Origin of the sequence: Aquabacterium sp. (assembly GCF_030652515.1) — a bacterium.
Classification (GTDB): Bacteria; Pseudomonadota; Gammaproteobacteria; order Burkholderiales; family Burkholderiaceae_C; genus Aquabacterium.
In genome coordinates this window covers 110806-131994 of sequence record NZ_JAUSAR010000013.1, presented here as the reverse complement: position 1 = coordinate 131994, position 21189 = coordinate 110806, and the positions used below count along the sequence as shown (strand labels likewise).

The following is a 21189-nucleotide window of genomic DNA, read 5'->3' as shown; positions in this document are numbered from 1 at the left end:
ACATGAGCAAGACCAGCGCCCCAGACCTCATCCTGCACCACGGCCGCTTCACCACGCTGGACCGCGCCAATCCCAGCGCCAGCGCGGTGGCCATCCAGGATGGTCGCTTCACGCACGTGGGCTCAGAGCATGATGTTCTGCCGATGGCTGGCCCCACCACCAAGGTGATTGATCTGCAGGGCCAGCGCGTGTTGCCCGGCCTGATCGACAACCACCTGCACATCATCCGTGGCGGCCTGAACTTCAACCTGGAGTTGCGCTGGGATGGCGTGCGCAGCCTGGCCGATGCCATGGGCATGCTCAAGCGCCAGGTGGCCATCACGCCCCCGCCGCAATGGGTGCGCGTGGTGGGCGGCTTCACCGAACACCAGTTCGTGGAAAAGCGCCTGCCCACCATCGACGAGCTCAACGCCGTCGCCCCCGACACGCCCGTGTTCATCCTGCACCTGTACGACCGCGCCCTGCTCAATGGTGCCGCCTTGCGCGCCGTGGGTTACGACAAGACCACCCAGGCGCCACCCGGGGGCGAGATCCTGCGCGACTCGGCGGGCAACCCCACCGGCCTGCTGCTGGCCAAGCCCAATGCCGCCATCCTGTACGCCACCCTGGCCAAGGGCCCCAAGCTGCCGCTGGAATACCAGCTCAACTCCACGCGCCACTTCATGCGCGAGCTGAACCGCCTGGGCGTCACCGGCGCCATCGATGCGGGCGGTGGTTTTCAGAACTACCCGCAAGACTACGAGGTGATCCAGAAGCTGGCCGATGCCAAGCAGCTGACCATCCGCCTGGCCTACAACCTGTTCACGCAAAAGCCCAAGCAAGAGAAAGAAGACTTCCTGAACTGGACGGCCACGTCACAGTACAAGCAGGGCGATGACTACTTCCGCCACAACGGCGCGGGCGAGATGCTGGTGTTCTCGGCCGCTGACTTTGAAGACTTCCGCCAACCCCGGCCCGAGATGGCGCCCGAGATGGAAGGTGAGCTTGAAGGCGTGGTCAGCCTGCTGGCGCAGAACCGCTGGCCCTGGCGCATGCACGCCACTTACGACGAAACCATCAGCCGCGCATTGGACGTGTTCGAGCGCGTGAACCAGACCATTCCCCTGCAAGGCCTGAACTGGTTCTTCGACCATTGCGAGACCATCTCCGAGCACTCCATCGACCGCATCGCGGCCTTGGGCGGCGGCATCGCGGTTCAGCACCGCATGGCCTACCAGGGCGAGTACTTCGTCGAACGTTATGGCATCGGCGCCGCACAAGCCACGCCACCCGTGGCGCGCATGCTCGAGAAAGGTGTCAAGGTCTCGGCCGGCACCGATGCCACCCGCGTGGCCTCGTACAACCCCTGGGTGTCGCTGGCTTGGCTGATCACTGGCAAGACCGTGGGCGGCCTGCAGCTCTACCCACAGCGCAATTGCCTGGACCGCGAAACGGCCCTGCGCATGTGGACCGAGAACGTCACCTGGTTCTCCAACGAGGTGGGCAAGAAGGGCCGCATCGAAGTGGGCCAACTGGCCGACGTGGTCGTGCCCGACCGCGACTTCTTCGCCTGCCCGGAATCCGACATCGCCGACACCACCTCCGTGCTGACCATGGTGGGCGGCCAGGTGGTCTACGGCGCGGGCCCCTTCAAGGCTCATGACGATGCCGCGCCACCACCCGCCATGCCCGATTGGTCGCCCGTGCGCACCTTTGGCGGCTACGCCGGCTGGGGCGACGAAGGCGCGCCTTTGCAAGCCACGCTCAAGCGCCAGGCTGCCGCGGCCTGCGCTTGCGATGCCCGTTGCGGCGTGCATGGCCACGACCACGCCACGGCCTGGAGCCGCCAGTTGCCCATCGCCGACCTCAAGGGCTTTTGGGGCGCACTGGGTTGCGCCTGCTGGGCAGTGTGATGGTGATGCACACGCCATGGATCCACTGGCTGGCTTTGCTGGCGCTCTGCGCAGCGTACGTGCAAGGCGGCTTGCAGAAAGCCATGGACTTTGGCGCGGCCGTGGGTGAGATGCGGCAGTTTGGCCTGGCGCCCGCCGCACCTTTCGCGCTGGCCACCATCGCCCTCGAACTCGGTGCCTCCGCCCTGATCCTGACCGGCTACCAACGCTGGCTGGGCGCCCTGCTGCTGGCGGTCTTCACCCTGGCGGCCAGCTTCTTGTCCAACCGTTTCTGGGCCACGCCATCGCCACAGCGGGCCATGGCCACCAACACCTTCTTTGAACACCTGGGTTTGGTCGGCGGCTTCGTGCTGGTGGCCTGGCACGACCTGCACCTCACCGCCACCTGGGCACCTGCACCATGACCACCTCTACCCCGCCCCACACCCCTGTTCCCGGCGCCTTCGCGCCTTTGCGTCAACCGGTGTTCGCCGTGCTGTGGGCCGCCACCGTGCTGGGCAACACCGGCAGCTTCATGCGGGACGTGGCCAGCTCCTGGATGGTGACCGAGCTGACCCCCAGCCCGGCCGCCGTGGCCCTGATCCAGACCGCCGCCACCCTGCCCATCTTCCTGCTCGCCATTCCCGCCGGGGTGCTGTCGGACATCCTCGACAAGCGCCGCTTCCTGATCTTCATCCAAGTCATGCTGGCCCTGGTCAGTGGCAGCTTGCTGCTGCTGACCCACACCGGCCAGCTCACCGTGGAATACCTGGTGGCCCTGACCTTCGTGGGCGGCATCGGCGCCGCCCTGATGGGGCCCACGTGGCAATCCATCGTGCCCGAACTGGTGCCACGCGCTGACCTTAAAAATGCCGTGGCCTTGAACTCGCTGGGCATCAACATTGCACGAGCCATTGGGCCGGCGGCAGGTGGCTTGCTGCTGGCCAGCTTCGGCGCCAGCATGGCCTATGGCGCTGACCTGATCAGCTACTTCTTCGTGGTGGGCGCCTTGATCTGGTGGCGCCGCCCACGCCGTGGGGACGATGCCTTGTCCGAGCAGTTTTTCGGTGCGTTCAGGGCGGGCCTTCGTTACACCCGCGCCAGCACCGAACTGCACGTGGTGCTGCTGAGAACCGCTGTGTTCTTCCTGTTCGCCAGCGCCGTCTGGGCCCTGTTGCCACTGGTGGCCCGCCAGCTGCTGCACGGCAGCGCCAGCTTCTATGGCGTGATGCTGGGCGCGGTGGGTGCAGGCGCCATTGCTGGTGCCCTGATGCTGCCCAGGCTGCGCCAGCGCCTGGACGCCGATGGCCTGGTGCTCACCGCGTCCATCGTGGCGGCTGGGGTCATGGCCTGCCTGGCCACGGCACCACCCCAATGGCTGGCCGTGGTGTTGATGGCCGTGCTGGGCGTGGGTTGGATCATCGCGCTCACCACGCTCAACGGCGTTGCCCAATCGGTGCTGCCCAACTGGGTGCGCGGCCGGGGTCTGGCGGTTTATCTGACCGTGTTCAACGGCGCCATGGCCGCAGGCAGCTTTGGCTGGGGGCTCATCGCGCAGGAAACTGGCGTGCCCATCACCTTGCTGCTCGGTGCCAGCGGTTTGGTGATCGCGGCCCTGATCTTGCATCGCGTCAAGTTGCCAGCCGGTGAAGCCGACCTGCAACCCTCCAACCATTGGCCCGAGCCCCTGCTGGCCGAGCCCATCGAACACGACCGAGGCCCCGTCATGATCCAGGTGGAGTACCGCATCCGCAAGGCCGACCAGGCCGATTTCCTGAAGGCCCTCAAGCGCCTGTCGATGGAGCGCCGCCGCGATGGTGCTTATGCCTGGGGCATCACCGAGCACAGCAGCGAGCCGGAGCGTGTGATGGAATGGTTCCTCGTCGAGTCCTGGGCCGAACACCTACGGCAACACCGCCGCGCATCCCACGCAGGCGCCGACCTGCAAGCCGATGCTGTCCGATTCCACATGGGCCCGGAGAAGCCGGTCGTGCACCATTTCCTGGCGTTGAAATTACCCCTGTCCTGACGCCACTTCAGACTGCCCGGTAGCATTGGGCATGACCTCGCCAGCCCCGCTCAAATGCCACAAGATCGTCACGTGGACCGCTGAGAATGTCCAGTTCCAGCGGGTCGACATCTCCACCAACGACACGCTGGCCTTCACGCACTCCACTTGTCGCGCGAGAAACTGGCCAGTCTGTACGAAAGTGCCGAGAGTTCCTTGCCGACGATGGACTTCATCCCCCCCGTCGTGCAGAACCGGGACGTCAAGGATCTGTTTTGGAAGACGCACGAGATCTTCGCCAACCCCAAGGAGCCCGCGCCATGGCCACCGACAACTTCATCACCACCAAAGACAACACCCGCATCTTCTACAAGGACTGGGGCCAAGGTCAGCCCGTGGTGTTCAGCCACGGCTGGCCTCTGAACGGCGATGCCTTTGAAGACCAGATGCTGTTCCTGGTCCAGCATGGCTTCCGCGTCATCGCGCACGACCGCCGCGGCCACGGCCGCTCGTCGCAGCCCGGTTTTGGCAACGACATGGACCACTACGCCGACGACCTGGCCGCGCTCACTGCTGCCCTGGATTTGAAAGATGCCGTGCACATCGGCCACTCCACCGGTGGTGGCGAAGTCGCCCGCTACATCGGCCGCCATGGCACCAAGCGCGTGGCCAAGGCCGTGCTGATTGGCGCCGTCACCCCCATCATGGTCAAGACCGACTGGAATCCCAATGGCGTGCCGCTGTCGGTGTTTGATGGCATCCGCGCTGGCGTGCAGGCCGATCGGGCGCAACTGTTCAAGGACTTCACCTCGGCCTTCTATGGCTACAACCGCCCTGGATCCAAGCCCTCGCAAGGCGTGCGCGACACCTTCTGGATGCAGGGGATGATGGGCAGCATCCTGGCCGAGTACGAATGCGTGAAGGCATTTTCGGAAACCGACCTGCGCGAAGACCTGAAGAAGATGACCATCCCGACCCTGATCATCCACGGTGATGACGATCAGATCGTGCCTTTGGAGACCACCGCCAAACAGGCCGTCAAGCTCGCGCCCCAAGCCCGTCTGGAAGTGATCCCCGGCGCGCCGCATGGCCTGTGCACCACCCACAAGGACCTCATCAACAGCATGCTGTTGAGCTTCCTGAAGGGCTGACCATGCGTGGCGACACCGGCCTGTCGAAGGTGAACCACATGCGGTCCATCGCCTTGCTGGATGTCAAGGTGTCCACCGGCTGCACGCCCTACCAATGGCTGCTGGTGCGCAAGATCGACAAGGCCAAGCTGTTGCTGAAAGGCCCCCTGCCCATCGCCGCCATCTCGGCGGAATGCGGCTTCGCGGACCAGGCCCACCTGACGCGGGTGTTCAACATGGCGGTGGGCACCACGCCCGGCCGCTGGCGGGCCGAGCACCGCCAGCGGCCTTGACGCGCCACCGGGAACGCCATTTGCCATCTGAGGGCAGGCCGACGTCGTCGGCTACAACTCATAGGAGAGCCCTCATGAATTCATCCAGCCTCAAAGCCATACTCGCAGGCACCGCGACCGTTTTGAGCCTGTCGGTCATGGCCGCAGACCCCACCGTTGATCCCACCAACAGCCGCACGGAGCTGACACCTCAGCAGCAGGGAAAGCGTGATCTCAAGACCGAGAGCAAGGCCGAATACAAGGCCCGCAAGGAGATCGCTGAAGTCAACAAGGACCTGGACGTCGCCGACTGCAAGACCGCCGGCCTGGACAGCAAGGACGTGCGCGACTGCAAACGTGACGCCAAGGAGAACGCCAAGGCCGCCAAGCAGGAGGCCAAGGAAATCTACAAGAATGACAAGGCCAACATCAAGGCTCAAACCGAGTGAGCGCCTTGTAAGTCTTGCAGCAGCGCGGGCGGGCGCCATCGCGCCCGCACATTCAGCGCCGAACCTCGCAAATCAGGTTGAACGGCGTCTGGGCCGCCTGCCTGAACTGCGTGAACCCGCCCTTGCGACAGACCTCGGCCAGGCGCTTGGGCCCCGCCTGCGCACCCAGCACCAGCTTGCCGCCCTCCGATATCGCGTGTGCGCAGCAGATCAGGGCAGAGCCCGCGTAGTACAGCTGCCCCACCATGGCGTGGTTGCCCTCGGCCCGGTCGCTCGCGAAAGGCTCCACCAGCATCACCGAGCCGCCGGGTGCCAGCACCTGTGATGCGTGGTGCACGGCGGCGACCGGGTCGCCCAGATCGTGCAAGGTGTCGAAGAAGCAGACCAGGCCATAGCGGTGATCAGGATAGTCCACCGCCCGTGCCACCGAGAAACTCACCCGGTGCGACAGGCCCGCTGCCTCGGCGTGGCGCCGCGCCTCCGCAATCGAGGCCTCGTGCGTGTCGAAGCCAAAGAAGCGCGAGTTGGGAAAGGCCTGCGCCATCAGCAAGGTCGCATGGCCATGGCCGCAGCCCACGTCGGCCACCGCGATGCCAGCCTCCAGCTTGGCCACGACGCCATCCAGGGCGGGCAGCCACTGCGAGACCAGGCTGGCACGGTAGCCGTTGCGGTAGAACGCGGCCACGCCGCAGGCCATGCGCGCATCGTGCTCGCCCCAGGCCACGCCCCGCCCGGTGCGAAAGGCCTGCAAGGCCTGGTCCTCGTCAAACCACATCGACGCGGGCACGTTCCACGCGGGTGGGATGTAGCAAGGGCTGTCCTCGTCGGCCAGCACCATCGCCTGCTCGGGCGACAGCTCATAGGTGTCGCTGACAGCGTGGTAGTTGAGGTAGCCGCCCGCTGCCTGGGCATTGAGCCACTCCTGCACATAGCGTTCGGCGCAGTCGGCCCGCGTGGCCAGCTCTTTGGCGCGCAGCGGCCCGGCACCCGCCATCGCCTTGTACAAGCCCAGCTTGCTGCCCAGGCTGATCATCACACCGGCATAGGCCGAAGCCACATCGCCGATCGCACGCATGGCGAGAGCTTCAAGCTTCGCCGCATCAATCACATGGGTGTCCATGGTGTTGTCCTTGGTTCAGTTGGAGGTTTGATCAGCGCACTGGGGCGAGCGCTTCGGCCACGGCTTGACCCACGCTGCGGCCCTGGCGGCGGCCATCCTTCACCGCATGCCGGAAGTGGATGCCGGCGTACAAGCGAGACAGTCCGTTCTCTTGCGCTGCCTGCGAAAAGCCTCGGTAGTGGCGCGTCACGCCCGGCAGCGTCAAGCTGGTGGCGCTGTAGCGCACCTTGTCACCAAACACATCGATCAGCACCTCGGCCGCGGCCCAACCCAGCACGGTGTGCGTGGAGGGGTAATCAGGCACCGGCGGCGTCACCAGGAAGGGTTGCCAGCTGGCATCAGCGTGCGTCAGTGGGTTGCCATCGGTGGCCGCCAGGTGGATCGCCGTGACAGGGCGCCAGAAGCGGTGCTGGTATTTCGCATGGAAGCCCGCGATGAAGCCATCGGCCATGGCGAAGTGCATCAGCGCAAAAGCCCGCGCGGCCGCCCAGTCATCCAGGCCCCGTTGCCGCGCGACGGCGTTGGCAATGCGGGTCCAGCCCAGTGGCGAATCCTCGTACCAGAACTTGGCCACCTCCGATTGCTCCGGGGTGCGCGTGGTGCTGGCCTCGTGCCCGATCTCCCGGATGTGGGCCAGGTCCTGCGCGTACTGAACACTGGTCAAAGGCAATGGCCCTTCGGTGGCGTGCTGGTGCAGGTCGATGACGAAGGGCTTCACCCGCCCCCAGCCAGGCTGAGCCGCGAAGTTGAACGGCGCGGTGAACTGGTATTCGCCAGGGGCATGGCCCGGCTCGTACACCGGCTGTGCTGCGGTGTCGGCACCATCGCCCTGTCGGCGGTTCATCGTCGCCCAGGCGGCGGCCTGGCCAGTGGTGATGCCCGCGGTCTTGGACTGTCCGTCACGCACAGCCATGAGTGCGCGGCCATAAGCGGTCTCCACCATCGCAGCCTGGTCGGGCAGTAGGTTGACGAGCACCTCACGCGCTGCCGCAGCCACCGCCGCATCGGGCGAGGCGCGCGGGGCGGCCTGCAAGCCGGGCGTGTACGACTGGTAGCGGCGGTCAATGGCGTTCAGCGCATCGTGGATGGCCGCGTGCATGATCGCCAAGGTGCGCGATTGCATCATCGGGTTCGTGCCCTGACTGGGTGTGAACGCCTCGCTGGCAACGGCGTTCCAGTGGACCACGGCCTGGCCCGGTCGGTGATGATGATGATGGCGCGCCGGGTGAACGTCGCGGGGCTCGGCCCAAGCTGGTGCAGAGCAGGTCCCGGCGATGCCCACCAGGGCGGCCACGCTCAACAGACGCGCCACGACGGCGCGCCGTGATTTCAAAGAGGTCTTCATGATTTACGATTCCTTTGACAAACAAACATGAGTGCTTGAACAGCGCGCTCATGATTGCAATCCGACCGCCATCGCGGGAGAGCTGAAATCGCCCGAAATCGGTCCGTTCGTGCCAACGTGACAAAGCCACCTGCCATGCCAAAGCCTTCCGTCTCAACGGCCTTGCCCGCCGATCAAACCAGGCTGCACATCGCCTTGCTGGCCTTGCCCGATGCCGTGGTGTCCACGCTGGCAGGCATCTACGACGTGATGAACGCCCCCTCGCTCATTGGCCTGCCCAGCAGCCTGGCCAGGCCGCCCTTCCATGTCGAGATCGTGGGCGAAGCAGTGGGCCCCATCGAGCTGGCCAGCGGTGTGCCCATCCCGGTGCAACGCGCCATCGACACCATCGAATCGACCGACATCGTGATCGTGCCCTCGGTGCTGCTGCGCGATGAGGGCTGGCAACAGGGCCGCTACCCGCAACTGGTCGAGTGGCTGCAACGCATGCACGCGGGGGGCGCCGTGCTGTGCTCGGCGTGCTCGGGCATCTTCCTGCTGGCCGAGACCGGGCTGTTCGATGGCAAAGATGCCACCGTGCACTTCACGTACGCCCGGCATTTCTCGGCCTTGAACCCGGCCATCACGCTGCACCCCGAACGGGTGCTGGTGATCTCCGGACGGCGCGAAGAGCTGGTCACCTCGGGCGCGTCCATGACCTGGCACGACATGGTGCTGTACCTCATCGCGCGTTATGCGGGCGCGACCGATGCGCAAGAGGTGGCCCGCCTGTTCGCGCTGCAATGGCACCAGGATGGGCTCACGCCCTACATCACCTTCGAAGGCCACAGCGACCACGGCGATGCAGAAATCCAGAGCGCGCAGCAGTGGCTTGGCACGCACTTCTCGGTGGCCAACCCGGTCGAGGAAATGGTCAAGCGCTCGAAGCTGGCCGAGCGCACTTTCAAGCGGCGCTTCACCGCCGCCACGGGCATCGCACCCATCGCCTATGTGCAGCGCTTGCGCATCGAAGACGCCAAGCGCCGCCTGGAACGCACCGAAGCTTCGGTCGATGAGATCAGCTGGCGCGTGGGCTATGAAGACGCCGCCTTCTTCAGGCGCTTGTTCAAGCGGACCACGGGGCTGGGGCCAGGGGCTTATCGCAAGCGCTTCAGCATCCCCGCCTACGCCCGCCCATGACGCCCCTCAACGGCCCGTTGACATGACCGGCAGCCAGTTCTCGTAGTGCACCTTGGTCTGCAAAGCCGCCACATCCAGGATCTCGACCTTGCCGTAAGCGATCTGCAAGATGCCCTCGGCCTTCAAGCGCTGCAGCGCCTGGCTCACCGTCTGCCGCGACATGCCCAGCATGTCGGCCACCTCTTGCTGCTGGATGGTGACTCGCAGTTTCACCGGCCCTTCACCGCGCGGCACGTAAGACTGGGCGATCATCAGCAGCGTGCGCGCCACCACCAGATCATTGGAATCAAGCTTGCGCCCATCCAGGATGAACAAGGCCAGGCGCAGCTTCTGCGTCAACAACAGGCCGAAGTGATGCCAATGCTGCGGACACTGCTCCAGGTGGGCGCGCAGCAATTGGTCATTGAGCCACAACACGGCAGAGGGCCGCTCCGCACGGATGTGGTGAACCCGGGGCAGCCTGTCGTACAGGCCCATCTCGCCGAACCAGGACACCGGCTCCAGGTGAAGCTGGATGGCCTCATCGCCTTGCTCGTTCACATCCAGGGCCGCCAGCCGCCCTTCAAGCACGGCGTACACCCCATTGGTTGCATCGCCGCGCGAGAAGAGGCGCTGCCCGGTTCGCAGCCGACGAACCACACCCATTTTCAGCACGGCCGACTGGAGCAACTCGGGCACTTCCCTGAACCACGGGTCTTTTCCCAAAATGCCTGCGACATCGATGGTGCTTGCTGTGGCCACGTTGGTCCTGCTGTTGAATGCCATGCCAATCATCGCAGGATCACCGCCGACGCAAGTGCCAACGAACACCGGGATAGCCATCATCGGGCGAACCCTGGGAATGCATGAAACCAGACAAACTTGGGCGGGCGCCGCCGCTACACCATCAGGTGGCCGCGCTCCCCATCGCCAGCGTGAGCTCCTGCCGTCCCTGATCAGCCCCACTGCCCGGCACCGTGGCGCCATCCAAAGTTCCCAGCACCGCCAGATGCTGGGCCAACTGCTCAGGCACATCGCCGCCCACGCCCAGGTACACCCCCGGCGTCATCGCGATGTGCGCCGCCGCAAACGTGCCCGCCCCCGCCCCCAGGATGGTGCGGTTCGGCGCGCTCTCGTGGGCCAGCACCAGCATCGCTGGCACCACCGCCTCGGGCTTCAGCAGATCAAGCATGGCTTGGGGAAAGAGGCCTTCCGTCATCGCCGTGGCCGCGGTCGGGGCCAGGCAGTTCACGCGGATGTCGTTCCTGGCGCCTTCGATGGACAAGGTCTGCATCAAACCCACCAGCGCCATCTTGGCGGCGCCATAGTTGGCCTGACCGAAGTTGCCGTACAAGCCGGAGGACGAGGTGGTCATCACCACGCGGCCGTACTTCTGCGCTGTCATCAATGGCCAGACGGCCTTGGTGCAATGGACCGCGCCCATGAGGTGAACCTCCAGCACCAGCCTGAAGTCGTCCATGTCCAGCTTGGCGAAAGACTTGTCGCGCAAGATGCCCGCGTTGTTGATCAACACGTCCACACGGCCCCAGGCATCTTGCACCTGCTGCACCATCGCCTGCACCGCGGCAAAGTCGGTGACCGAGCAGCCATTGGCCATGGCCTCGCCGCCGGCGGCCTGGATCTCTTCAACCACTTTTTGCGCGGCCGCAGAGTGGCCCGAGCTATCGCCCAGATCGTTGACCAGCACCTTGGCCCCGCGCGCGGCCAGGGCCAGCGCGTGCTGACGGCCCAAGCCGCCACCAGCGCCCGTCACGATGGCCACTCGGCCGTTGAAGTTCAGTTCCATGAGGGGCTCGCTTTCATGATTGAGAAGTGGCGGGAGGGTGTTCATTTCTTGGCGCGGTTTTGACGCACCGGTTTGGCGTCCGTCAGCGTGTACTTGTGGTTCACCTGATCCAGCCAAAGCAAGGAATCGACCTGCGACATGAACTGCTGCAGGTAGTGGGGCGACAGGTCACGCATCAAGCGCAGGGAATGCAGCACCAGCATGTGCGCATTGAGCGGACCGGCATTTTCAGGCCCGCGCCCAAAAGCCTCGTTCACCTGCTTTTCAGCCGCGATGCGGGACCAGGTTTCCCGGAAACGGCGGGCGCTCTTGATTTCAGAACCGCCATCATCATGCCCTTCCGTTCCCGGACCGTCCACGTGCTTCGTGCGGCGCTGGATGTACTGGTTCAGTTGGGCCAACGGTGCGCTGGACGACAAGGGCTGGGCCCGTTCATCGCGGACCACTGGAGGCGCTTGCGCGATGCGTTGGCCATAGTCCGCCAGGGCCTGGTCCAACTTGCCTTGCAAGATGCACCGCAACTCACCAGAGGCCTCGTCCACTCGCCGTGACAACACTTCCAGGAAATGAAAGCGCACCGGATCAACGCGCCCAGCGCCCTCGCGGCGCCAGGCTTGCAGCGATGGCACAGGCACCTGGCTCATGGGGCCGCCTCAGCCTTCACGTTGGCAGACTTGGGCACCGGCGCCATCTCTACACGCCGGTTCAAGGCGCGCCCCTTTTCGTCGGCATTGGAGGCCACCGGTTGCTCGGGCCCGAAGGCCGCGGCGAACACCCGGGACGACGGCATGCCCTCTGCCATCAAGGCGCGGGTCACCGTCAAAGCACGCTGGGCCGACAACTCCAGGTTGTCCGCGAAGCGCTTGTTGCTGCTCTCGCGCAGGCCCTTGTCATCGGTGAAGCCACTCACCATCAGCATCTCGTCGCGCTCACCCAGGTAGACCAGCAAGGGCTGCACCAGCCCCTTCAACAACTGCCGCCCCTCAGGCCGCAACTGATCAGAGTTGACGGGGAAGAGCACGCTGCCACTGATGCCAATGCGCCCGTTGTTCAAGGTGACGCGCCCGGTGGCCAAGGGGATGGCCAGGGCTTTCTCCAGGGCGATGCGGCGCTTCTCTTCCACCTGGCGCTTTTGCACTTCCGATTGCAGGTTGGCCACCAGGTCCATCTGCACCACCAGCACGCCCACCAGGATCAGCACGAAGGCGCCCAGCAGGCCCGCCATGAGGTCGCCAAACACAGCCCACACCGGAGCGGTGTCTTCGATGCCGTTGCCCTGCTCGTCAAGCTCGGACATCGGCGGCCTCACGGTGCAGTCGGCGCAGGTCTTCCACGATGCCTTGTTGCGACGAGATGCTCAGGTCGATGACCTCGCGCGCTTGCGCCACGTAGTAAGCCAGTTGCTCATCGCTGCGCGCGGTGGACTGCTTGATCGAGCCTTCGATGCGCGCCAGGCTGTCCAGCAGCTTGTCGTTGCTGGCACTGAACAACTGCACGCCGTGGCCAAAGGATTCGCCCAGGCTGGACAGCTCGACCGCGCTGCCGGTGAGGTGCGCGGCCACATCGGCCGATTGGCCCGCTTGCGCCTGCAGCGCTTGCGCGAACTGGCTGCTCGCCTGGTCCAGCACCTGGGTGGCCGAAGTCACCAAAGATTCGATGGCCTCGCGCTGTTCGCCAGAGGCCTGGTTCAGGCCCTGCAGCAAGGTGGTGATTTTCTCGACCAGGCCATTGCGCTCTTGCAGCGCCACATTGCCTTGCTCGGTGAGCTGGGCCATCTCCTGGCGCAGCTGCGCGATCACCTGGGCGGCAGCTTGAGGCACCTCGGACGCCGTCTGCATCAGGCGGGTCATCGGTGCTTCCAGGGCCGTGCCCAAAGTCGCCAAATGGCTGGTCATCGCGGTTTGCAACTCGCCCAAACGCTCAACCGCCGCATTGCCACGCGCAGCCTCGTCATCCCGCAACGCGCCCAACTCCGTGCGCCACACGCTGGCCAGTTGGTCCATGCGCTCGCGGTGGTGCTGCATCCATTGCGCTTCAGATTCGATGCGCGAGCGGATCAACTCTTCGGACTGGTTCAACAAGCGCGCCACATCATCCAGGGTCTGGCCGGCCTGCAAACTGGTGCGCTCGGTGATCTCGCGGGCGGTGGTCTCCAGCGTCAGGCAGACGGCGTTCTGCTGGGCCAGCGTTTGCGCGCCCACCTGCTGCCATTCGCCCTGCAGCTTGGCGGCCATGGTTTCCAGCGCGCCCGTCCAGGCTTGCAGGCGCTGGTCATCGGCCAAAGCCAGCTTGGCTTGCGACTGGGCCGCGGCCTCGTTGACCGTGGCCAACAGCGCCCCCGAGCGCTGCTCGAAGGTCTGCGTGAAGACCGTCAGCGAACGGTCCAGTCCATCGACCAGGCTTTCGCTGGTGCGCGCGTGGGTCTGCAAGGCGGCGGCCCAACCATCGGCCACGGTGCGGGCCGTGGCGCTGAACTGGTCCGACAGGCCATTCAACTGCGTTTGCGCTGCGTCCACCTGGCGCTGGTGCGCGCGGGTTGATTCCAGCGCGATTTCCGACATCGCGGCCTCGACCACCGGCTTGATGGTCTCGCCCGCCATTTTCGCGCTGCTGACCAGGCTGTCTTTCAGCGATGCCCCCACCTCGCCCGCCAAGCCCGTGTAGGCCGCGGTCACGTCGCGGTGGAACTGCGCCTGCTGGCCCAGCAACTGCTCACTCAACTGTTGATGGCGGCGCTCCAGGCCATCCATCATGGCCTGCAACTGGTTGACCACCTCGGGCAAGGCGTGCGCCTGCACTTGCAGGGCCTTGAAGCTTTCCTCGCGCTGGTGGGCGCGTGAGAAGGGCCGCAGCTCAGTGGCGATGCGCGCGTCAAGCTGCCGCGCCACGTCCAGCCGCTCGCGGCGGCTGATGGCCGAGATCAGGCCCAACATGCTTGATGCCGCCACGCCCGCCACCGAGGTGCCGAACGACAAGCCCAAGCCCTTGATGGGCGCCGCCAGCGCCGAGCGGATGGCCTGCAGGTCGGTCGAGCCTTCCAGCGCGAACACGGCGCCCTTGAAGGTCACCACCATGCCCAGGAAGGTGCCGAGCATGCCCAGCATCACCAACAGGCCCACCAGGTAAGGCGTCAAGGCGGGGCCCGGCAAGGCCACGCGCTCACCCTCGATGCGCAAACGCACGGCGTTTTGCAAGGAAGAATGCACGCCAGCCAACCAGCCACGCAGGTCGGACAAGGGCTGCGGGATGCTGGTCAACGCGGCGGCCAAGGACGACGTGGCCGAGCGAAACTGCTGGAGCTCGAACGCGCCCAGCAAGTAAACCGCCGCGATCAGCACCGTCATCAGCAAGGCCAAGGGGCTCGATCCGATGAACCCCACACCAACCCAGCCGACGACCATCAGGCCAATGGCGAAGGTGGCTGCAAAAACAATCCTGTTCATGGTGACTTTGTGACCTCGTTGCTGAATGCTTCCATCAATCCCACCACCGGCTGCAGGCGCACGTTCATCTCGGCCAGCAACACCTCTTGCCACTCCTGGCAGAAGGTGCCTTGCCAACCGTCCGCCTGGGCCCGGCGCAATTGCTCGAAACGCTTTTCAAGCAGCACGGGCACCGTGGACATCAGCCTTTGCTCGCGCGCACCGATCACCTGGTCCATCACGGTGTCCAGGTAGGCCAGCTGCTTGAGCCGGGGTGAGGCCCGGGAAAGGACTTGCCGGACGTGGGATCTCAATGAAGCAATCTTGGATTCAATGTGGCGTTGTTGTTCAAGGTAACGCTGGCGAAAGGGCGCGTAACCGGCGTCCGCCTCGATGGCCTTGGTTGAACCGTTCGCCGTGATGGCCTGCACCATGGCCGAGCGCACCCGCTGGACATCCTCTTCCAGGGGGTGATGGGCCGTGGCCCGCGCGCCCGAGGGCGTCTCTTCGGCAAACGCTTTGATCGACTGGTGAGCGGCATGAAGTTGAAGGGTGTCGAGCGTGCCCAGCCACAGGCCCAGTTTCTCGGCCACGTCCTGGCGGGACGCGTCCACGTCCACCGAGGCGGCCTCACTGAGCAAGCGAACGAGTCTTGAACTGCTGAAATTCCGGCGCAAATGCATTCTTCTGTCTGCCACGCTGCTCAATGCCCGTGGCCAGGGGAGGATTAGACACGATCCGCAGAACAGGGCCTCACCAGCGGCTCACGGCGCCTTTCAACCCCGAAACCAATGGCAACAAGGGGCGATTTCACGAACATTTGCGCGCTATACAAGCTTCACACCGGGTGCATCAGCTTGTGTGCAGGCCCTGATTTGGCGAGTATCCAAGGTTGCACCCAAAACAGGAGATCCCCGCGTGAACCCATTGACCCGAAGCAGTCTGGCCGCCTTGGCGATGACCCTGGCCAGCCTGAGCGCCCAGGCCGCCCCCTCTCAAAAAGTTTGCGTCTACGACATGCTGGGCGCCTCGGGCGACCTGTTCAGCATGACCAAGGACTACGTGCTGGCCATGCAGAAATTCGGCGCCAACATCACACTCAAGGGCTACACCGACGAACGCCAGGCCGCCGAGGACTACCGTTCGGGCCAATGCGATGCGGTCGTCACCACCGCCTTTCGTGCCCGCCAGTTCAACCGCACCTCGGGCGCCATTGACACGCTCGGATCCACCACCATCGTCCGCGACGGCAAGATCGACATGCCAGGCAGCTACGAAGTGGTTCGCAAGCTGATCCAGACCTACGCCTCCCCATCGGCCAAGGCCCTGATGGTGGAAGGCAACAACGAGGTTGGCGGCATCATGCCGCTGGGTGCGGCTTACCCGATGGTCCACGACCGGCGCATCAACACCATCGAGGCCCTGGCCGGTAAACGCATCGCCGCCTTTGACCACGACAAGGCGCAAGCCATGATGATCAAGCGCATCGGCGCGATCCCCGTGTCGGCCGACATCACCACCTTTGCCAACAAGTTCAACAACGGCCTGCTCGACATGGTGGCCGCGCCCTCCATCGCCTACAAGCCGCTGGAGTTGTACCGGGGCATTGGCGACAGCGGGTCTGTCGTGCGCTTCCCGATCATGATCCTCACCTACCAGATGATCTTCAACCGGACGCGCTTTCCGGAAGGCATGGGCGAGCCATCCCGCACGTATTGGTTGAGCCAGTTCGACCGCGCGCTGCAGTTCATCAAGCAGGCCGACAACAGCATCCCGCCCACCACCTGGTTGGATCTGTCACCCGAGAACGCCTACAAGTACTCGCTGATGTTGCGCGAGTCGCGCATCGACATCGCGCAGCAGGGTGTTTACGACAAACGCGGGCTCAAGGTCATCAAGCGGGTGCGCTGCAATGTGAACCCGGCTGATCCGGAATGCAGCACGAAGTCGGAAGAAGAGTGGCGCTAGTAGTACAAAAAGCCCAGGGCTTCCTGCAAGCGCTCGCCCGTGGTGCGCATGCGGTCCCAGCGCTCCATCGACACATCACCCTGGCGAAACTCCCGAAAGAAGTCATTCGGCTTCATCTGGTTCATGACCGCCTCGACGTTGGCGGGGATGCTGGCCGCCAGCCCGAACCGCTCTCGCAGGGCCTTCATGGCATCCAGCATGCTGCCGCCCTGTACCGGGTCCGCTTCGGCAATCTGCACCGGTGACCTCGGGGTCACCAGGATCAGCACCGAGCGCTGGATGTCGTTGGTCTTCTTGTTGGAGAACAGGTACTGCAGGCCCGGCACATCTTGCAAGCCCGGCACGCCATCGCGGGTGCTGGACGATGTCTTCTCGCTCAGGCCACTCAACACCAGGGTGTCGCCCAGCTTCATGACAACATTGGCGTTGGCCGTGGTCTCGCCGATCTCGATCTGGTAGGCCACGCGTGAGTTCTCGGCGCTGGCGTTCAGCGAGGTGCGTTGCGCCTCCACCTTGAGCTGCACCTGCCCCTGAGGCAAGAACACGGGCGTGACCGCCAGCTTGATGCCGAAGCGCTTGTCCAGCGGCACGATGGTGGTGCCACCCTGCGTGCTGGTCGAAACCACACCGGCACTCAGGTTCGTGCCCGAGAAGAACTCGGACGGCAAGCCCTCGATCGCCGCCAGCGTGGGCCGCGCCAGCACCTCGTTGACAGAGCTGTTGGCATTGGCGATGTTCAGTGAATACGACAAGGCCGGGATGGTGACCGCCCGCGTGATGGCGGTGCTCGTGGTGCTGGGCCCACCGTTGGTGCTTGACGAATTGTTCGACCACGAGTAGCCAGGCACGTTGTTGGCAGCGCCCAGCTGCAAGGTCAAAGCGCTCAGCAGATTGACGCCCTTGGAGGTCGACACCAGCTCCTGCGTGGACAGCAGCACCACGTCGATCAGGACCATGCGCGGGCCCTCACTGCCAGCGTCGGCGCGGGGCACCACGGGGGAGGCCGATGGAGCGGCCGCTGCCGATTCCACCGGTGCCGGGGTCTCGGCAGATTCGGTTGGCGGCCGGGCTGAAGGTCGGCTGCCCAGGTTCGGCAAGGTGAAGGCTTGGGCGAAGCGTTCGGGCGACAAGGCACTGGCCTTGACGAAAACCGCACCCGCTGGCGCCTGCCGCTGGTAGAAGGATTTCCATTGGGCCAGTCGCTTGTCCACGCGTTCAGTGTCCGCGCCCCCGGCGCCCAGCCCAGTCAGCATCCGATCGGCCTGCTCGAAGTTGCCACAAGAGGCATAGACCGGGATGCTGGAGCGCACAAAGCCCAGGTGCGGTTTGACAGAGACCTTCCTGAACTGGTCGGCCATGGCGCACGCCGTGCTGGCATCACCTGTGAGGTACGAGGACACCATCAAGCCCTGAAGCGAGACGGTGCTCTCGGGCGTCAACATCAGCACCCCCGCGAACTGAGCCTTGGCCCGGTCGAACTGTTTCAGGTCCATGTAGGCCAGGCCCAGGAACTCCTGCGCGATCCAGTTGCCGGGATCGATGCGCAAGGCCTGCTGGTAGCCCTCGATGGCGATCTCGGCCTTCTGCGTGTCGCCTTGCTTGGCCTGCAGGTGGTAGATGAAGCCATTCAGGAAATGCAGGTGGGCGTTGCGCGCATCCAGCTGCAAGGCCTCGTTGATGGCCTGGTGGGCCTCGGGCAGCTCCATCTTGCGGATGAACGCCACCGCCGCCGAAGCCTTGGCCAGCATCTCTGAATCCGCCGCACCAGCCGGCACCAGGGCCAAGCCCTTGACCACGTCTGCGAAGGACCTGGAAGGCTCTTCACCGGCCCAGGCCGGGGACATGAGGCAAAGCGTGAGCGCCCATGCTGCGGCCACTGGGCCAAGTCGATGGATGTGGTTCATGATTCAGCGCGGCCCTGTCGAAGAGAAGATGAGCTGATCGATGGACTTGCCAGCGCGGCCCGACATGCACCCCAGTTTCTCGCCAGACGTGACCGTGTACGTGCCAGGGCTGCCACCGCCGCCGCCATAGGGGCCATACGTCTTGCCCCGGTTGGAGACGAAAGCAACGCTGTCGAGGCGGCTGCCGCTGCGGTAGTTGACCTGCACGATGTAGTCACCGCTGGGCAAGGTGACGTCGGCGTTGAAGCCGTTGTTGCCGCCTTGGGGCGGGGCCCAGCCATTGGGATAACGAAACTGCAGGCGGTCCACCGTCTTGCCGTTGTTCACCCGAAAGCCCGTCACGTATCGCCCATCGCAGAAGTCGGCATCGCTCCAGGCGCCGCCACCGCCGCCGCCCGCACGGGTCGGCCCCGACACCGGCCCGTTGAAGGCGGAGTCCGGGTGGCCCTTGCGGCCCTCATCTTCGCCACTGTTGAACCAGTGGTCGAAGGCGTCATCGTAGTTGTACTGGCCGAAAGCCTTCCGAAGATCGGCGTAACGGTTCAGGTAGCTTGCGATGCTGAAATTGGCACTGCCCTGGCGGCCGTCGTACAAGCCGTAGTCCAGCCAATGCTGAAGGGCGCACTGCAGATCGCGGTTGGGGCACAGTTTCTGGACATCCGTGTACCGCGACCAGTAGTACTTGGCGCTGAACTCGGGGCTGCCCTGGCGGCCCTCCTTGAAACCGTAGTCCCGCCAGTGCTGGGCCAGGTCAACCTTGGCGTCCGCCAGGTCGGGGTTGTTGTCGTAGTAGTAGTCCCAATCGAACACCGAACCGGCGAACTTCGGGTCCGGCCCCTTCTTGTGCTTCTTTTTCTTGCCAATGCGCTTGAAAGCGTTGCCCGCGTCGTTGAAGGCCTGGGTGGCGCCATTGCTCGTCTTGTTGGCCACATCACGGGCCTTGTCCTTGGCCTGCTCATACGACTTGCTGCCAAAGCCGGTCATCTGCTTCAAGGCCTGGTTGGCCTGGCCGGCGGTGTAGCCGCCCAGCGACTTGTACTCGCCCGCGATCTTGTTCAACGCCGCTTCCAGTTGCTTGCCAACGCAACCACCGATCTTGGTGGGGTCGACATTGGCACCGCCCTGGCCTTCAAACACCTCAGCGATGTTGGTGCTGGCCTGGATCGACACCTTGGTCTTGATCTCGAAGGGGTTCGCGCAACTGGGCGGCACATCGATGGTCAGCGTGCTGCCGCTCATGATCACATTGACGGCCTGGCCCATGAAGTTGCCCTTCAGGCTGATGTCCTGGCTGCCCTTGTCAACGTCGGCTTTGGCCTCGAACTTGATGCGGGTCTTGCCCAGCGGCCCCAGCTTGATGGTGATGGCCTCACCCGCCACGCCATGCAGGCCAGAGCGCCCGGCGGACGCGTCCAGCCAGCCCATCTTCTGCCCCAGGATGACGGTGTCGCCCGCAAGCTTCATCATCGGGCCATCGTCGGCCAAGGGCCCCAGCACCACGATGTTGAAGTACTTGGGGTCATCCGGCCAAGGCTTTTTACTGTCGCCGAAGCGGTACTCCACCGGGTGCGGGTTCTTGAACTGGAACACCGACAAGGCCTTGGTCACGCTCAGCAGAACATCCTTGTACGACTCGATGTTGCGGATGAAACCGCCGCCGTATTTGGCCAGGCGCACATCGGGGGTGGCCATGGCCACCATCACCCTGGCGGAGTCTTCCATGGTGAAGCTGGCAGGCGTGGCCATGCGGAACTGGAAGTCCAGCAGGTCCATGGCGCCCGCCGGATCAAGCGGGGTCTGGAACTGCACAAGGATCTTCTTGTCACTCAGGCCCTTGTATGCCGCGTTGCCCTTGTAGCCAAAGGTCAGCACGTTGTTGAGGAAGAAGGTGGCGTCCGTCAGGTTCATCGCCGGCATGGTCAGCGGCAACTTGGCATTCGGGGCGAACTGAAACTCCACGAAGGCCTCGGGCATGGCCGCCTTGGCCCCGGCCTGCTTCATGGTGTCGCCATGGCTCACGGCATCGGCCAGGCCAGCACCTGTGCCGGCACCACCGGCCAGGTCGGTCGGGATGGGCATCACCACTGCTGCGCGCATGGTCAGTTGATCGGCACGCACGCCCAGGCTTTCCATGGCCAGTCTGATGGCCCCACCCAGGTTGGCCCGGGCGGCCAGTTGAACGCCGCTGGAAAACTCCAACGAGCCGACATTGAAGTAGCTGTCGCGCACCACTTTCTGCAGGGCGGGCGGCATCTTGGCAACGTCGAGCGCGTAGTCCGTCGTCGAGATCGAGATGATGGGCGAGGCCAGCGAGGTGCCCCCCATGGCCTTCTGCACGTTGTCCTTGAGCAGCGGCGGCATCGTCATCTTCTTGTCGATCACCAGCAGGAAGGTCTGTTGCGCCTGCTTGCTGGTGAAGAAGTACAGCTGAATCGGGCCCGACTGCGTGGCGTAGCAGCCTGTCAGGCCACCACCGCAACTGGTCTGCTTGAGGGCGCCCACCATGCCTTGCACATCGTCCTTGAGGCCTGCGATGGGCAGGCCACCAAGCATCTTCTTCAGGCTGGGTGTGATCTCGGGCATGCCTTGGGCATGCGCCGGAAAAGACAGCGCCTGCGCACCCAGCAGAAGAAAGACACCCTTGAGCAGGGTCTTTTGCATGGGGCTCAGATGGGGTGTTGCTGGTCTGAACATGGTGTCCCTGAAGTGTGAAAGAGCACGTCAAGGATGGCATG

18 protein-coding genes are annotated in these 21189 nt (G+C 64.6%); 8 read left to right on the top strand and 10 right to left on the bottom strand.

Annotation, left to right across the window (positions count from 1 at the left end):
• The first annotated feature begins 2 nt into the window (after positions 1-2).
• The 6 genes from Q7V20_RS03055 (at position 3) to Q7V20_RS03030 (ending at position 5730) form a co-directional block, all read left to right on the top strand.
• Positions 3-1892 (top strand): amidohydrolase, encoded by a 1890-nt coding sequence (locus Q7V20_RS03055; protein ID WP_304787044.1) that lies wholly within the window; start codon positions 3-5, stop codon positions 1890-1892.
• A gap of 5 nt (positions 1893-1897) precedes the next feature.
• Positions 1898-2296, top strand: coding sequence for a DoxX family protein (locus tag Q7V20_RS03050; RefSeq protein ID WP_304787042.1), 399 nt, complete (start codon positions 1898-1900; stop codon positions 2294-2296).
• Entirely contained in the window at positions 2293-3900 is a 1608-nt protein-coding gene (locus Q7V20_RS03045; RefSeq protein WP_304787040.1) for an MFS transporter, read from the top strand. The genes Q7V20_RS03050 and Q7V20_RS03045 overlap by 4 nt, the downstream gene beginning before the upstream one ends.
• A 299-nt stretch (positions 3901-4199) precedes the next feature.
• On the top strand, positions 4200-5030 hold the full coding sequence (locus tag Q7V20_RS03040; RefSeq protein ID WP_304787038.1) for an alpha/beta fold hydrolase: 831 nt from the start codon (positions 4200-4202) through the stop codon (positions 5028-5030).
• A gap of 2 nt (positions 5031-5032) precedes the next feature.
• A complete protein-coding gene (locus Q7V20_RS03035; RefSeq protein WP_304787036.1) occupies positions 5033-5302 on the top strand; it encodes an AraC family transcriptional regulator in 270 nt (89 codons plus the stop codon).
• A 74-nt stretch (positions 5303-5376) separates the two neighbouring features.
• Positions 5377-5730: a hypothetical protein gene (locus Q7V20_RS03030; RefSeq protein ID WP_304787034.1), complete on the top strand. Its 354-nt coding sequence runs from the start codon at positions 5377-5379 to the stop codon at positions 5728-5730.
• Between the two features lie 52 nt (positions 5731-5782).
• Here Q7V20_RS03030 and Q7V20_RS03025 read toward each other — a convergent pair whose 3' ends face one another.
• Positions 5783-6850, bottom strand: a complete 1068-nt coding sequence (locus tag Q7V20_RS03025; RefSeq protein ID WP_304787033.1) for a class I SAM-dependent methyltransferase — start codon at positions 6848-6850, stop codon at positions 5783-5785.
• Between the two features lie 31 nt (positions 6851-6881).
• Complete coding sequence (locus tag Q7V20_RS03020) at positions 6882-8195, bottom strand: vanadium-dependent haloperoxidase (protein WP_304787031.1); 1314 nt, start codon at positions 8193-8195, stop codon at positions 6882-6884.
• Positions 8196-8330: 135 nt separating this feature from the next.
• Here Q7V20_RS03020 and Q7V20_RS03015 point away from each other — a divergent pair, with 135 nt between their 5' ends.
• Positions 8331-9374 (top strand): GlxA family transcriptional regulator, encoded by a 1044-nt coding sequence (locus tag Q7V20_RS03015; RefSeq protein ID WP_304787029.1) that lies wholly within the window; start codon positions 8331-8333, stop codon positions 9372-9374.
• A gap of 6 nt (positions 9375-9380) precedes the next feature.
• Here Q7V20_RS03015 and Q7V20_RS03010 read toward each other — a convergent pair whose 3' ends face one another.
• The 6 genes from Q7V20_RS03010 to Q7V20_RS02985 form a co-directional block, all read right to left on the bottom strand.
• A complete protein-coding gene (locus tag Q7V20_RS03010) occupies positions 9381-10139 on the bottom strand; it encodes a Crp/Fnr family transcriptional regulator (RefSeq protein ID WP_304787027.1) in 759 nt (252 codons plus the stop codon).
• A gap of 121 nt (positions 10140-10260) precedes the next feature.
• A complete protein-coding gene (locus Q7V20_RS03005; RefSeq protein ID WP_304787025.1) occupies positions 10261-11160 on the bottom strand; it encodes an SDR family NAD(P)-dependent oxidoreductase in 900 nt (299 codons plus the stop codon).
• 41 nt (positions 11161-11201) lie between these two features.
• The gene (locus tag Q7V20_RS03000) at positions 11202-11804 is read right to left on the bottom strand and encodes a DUF2894 domain-containing protein (protein WP_304787023.1); all 603 of its coding nucleotides are present in this window, start codon (positions 11802-11804) and stop codon (positions 11202-11204) included.
• Positions 11801-12457: an OmpA family protein gene (locus Q7V20_RS02995; protein ID WP_304787022.1), complete on the bottom strand. Its 657-nt coding sequence runs from the start codon at positions 12455-12457 to the stop codon at positions 11801-11803. Before Q7V20_RS02995 ends, Q7V20_RS03000 begins: the two co-directional genes overlap by 4 nt.
• Positions 12444-14603, bottom strand: a complete 2160-nt coding sequence (locus Q7V20_RS02990) for a DUF802 domain-containing protein (protein ID WP_304787021.1) — start codon at positions 14601-14603, stop codon at positions 12444-12446. The genes Q7V20_RS02995 and Q7V20_RS02990 overlap by 14 nt, the downstream gene beginning before the upstream one ends.
• Positions 14600-15265: a DUF3348 domain-containing protein gene (locus Q7V20_RS02985; protein ID WP_304787191.1), complete on the bottom strand. Its 666-nt coding sequence runs from the start codon at positions 15263-15265 to the stop codon at positions 14600-14602. Before Q7V20_RS02985 ends, Q7V20_RS02990 begins: the two co-directional genes overlap by 4 nt.
• Before the next feature lie 235 nt (positions 15266-15500).
• Here Q7V20_RS02985 and Q7V20_RS02980 point away from each other — a divergent pair, with 235 nt between their 5' ends.
• Positions 15501-16550 (top strand): putative solute-binding protein, encoded by a 1050-nt coding sequence (locus Q7V20_RS02980; RefSeq protein ID WP_304787019.1) that lies wholly within the window; start codon positions 15501-15503, stop codon positions 16548-16550.
• On the opposite strand, the gene Q7V20_RS02975 is transcribed toward Q7V20_RS02980, so the two are convergent.
• Entirely contained in the window at positions 16547-18394 is a 1848-nt protein-coding gene (locus Q7V20_RS02975) for a secretion protein (RefSeq protein ID WP_304787018.1), read from the bottom strand. The genes Q7V20_RS02980 and Q7V20_RS02975 overlap by 4 nt on opposite strands.
• A gap of 63 nt (positions 18395-18457) precedes the next feature.
• Complete coding sequence (locus Q7V20_RS02970) at positions 18458-21115, bottom strand: lectin (protein WP_304787016.1); 2658 nt, start codon at positions 21113-21115, stop codon at positions 18458-18460.
• Between the last annotated feature and the right edge of the window lie 74 nt (positions 21116-21189).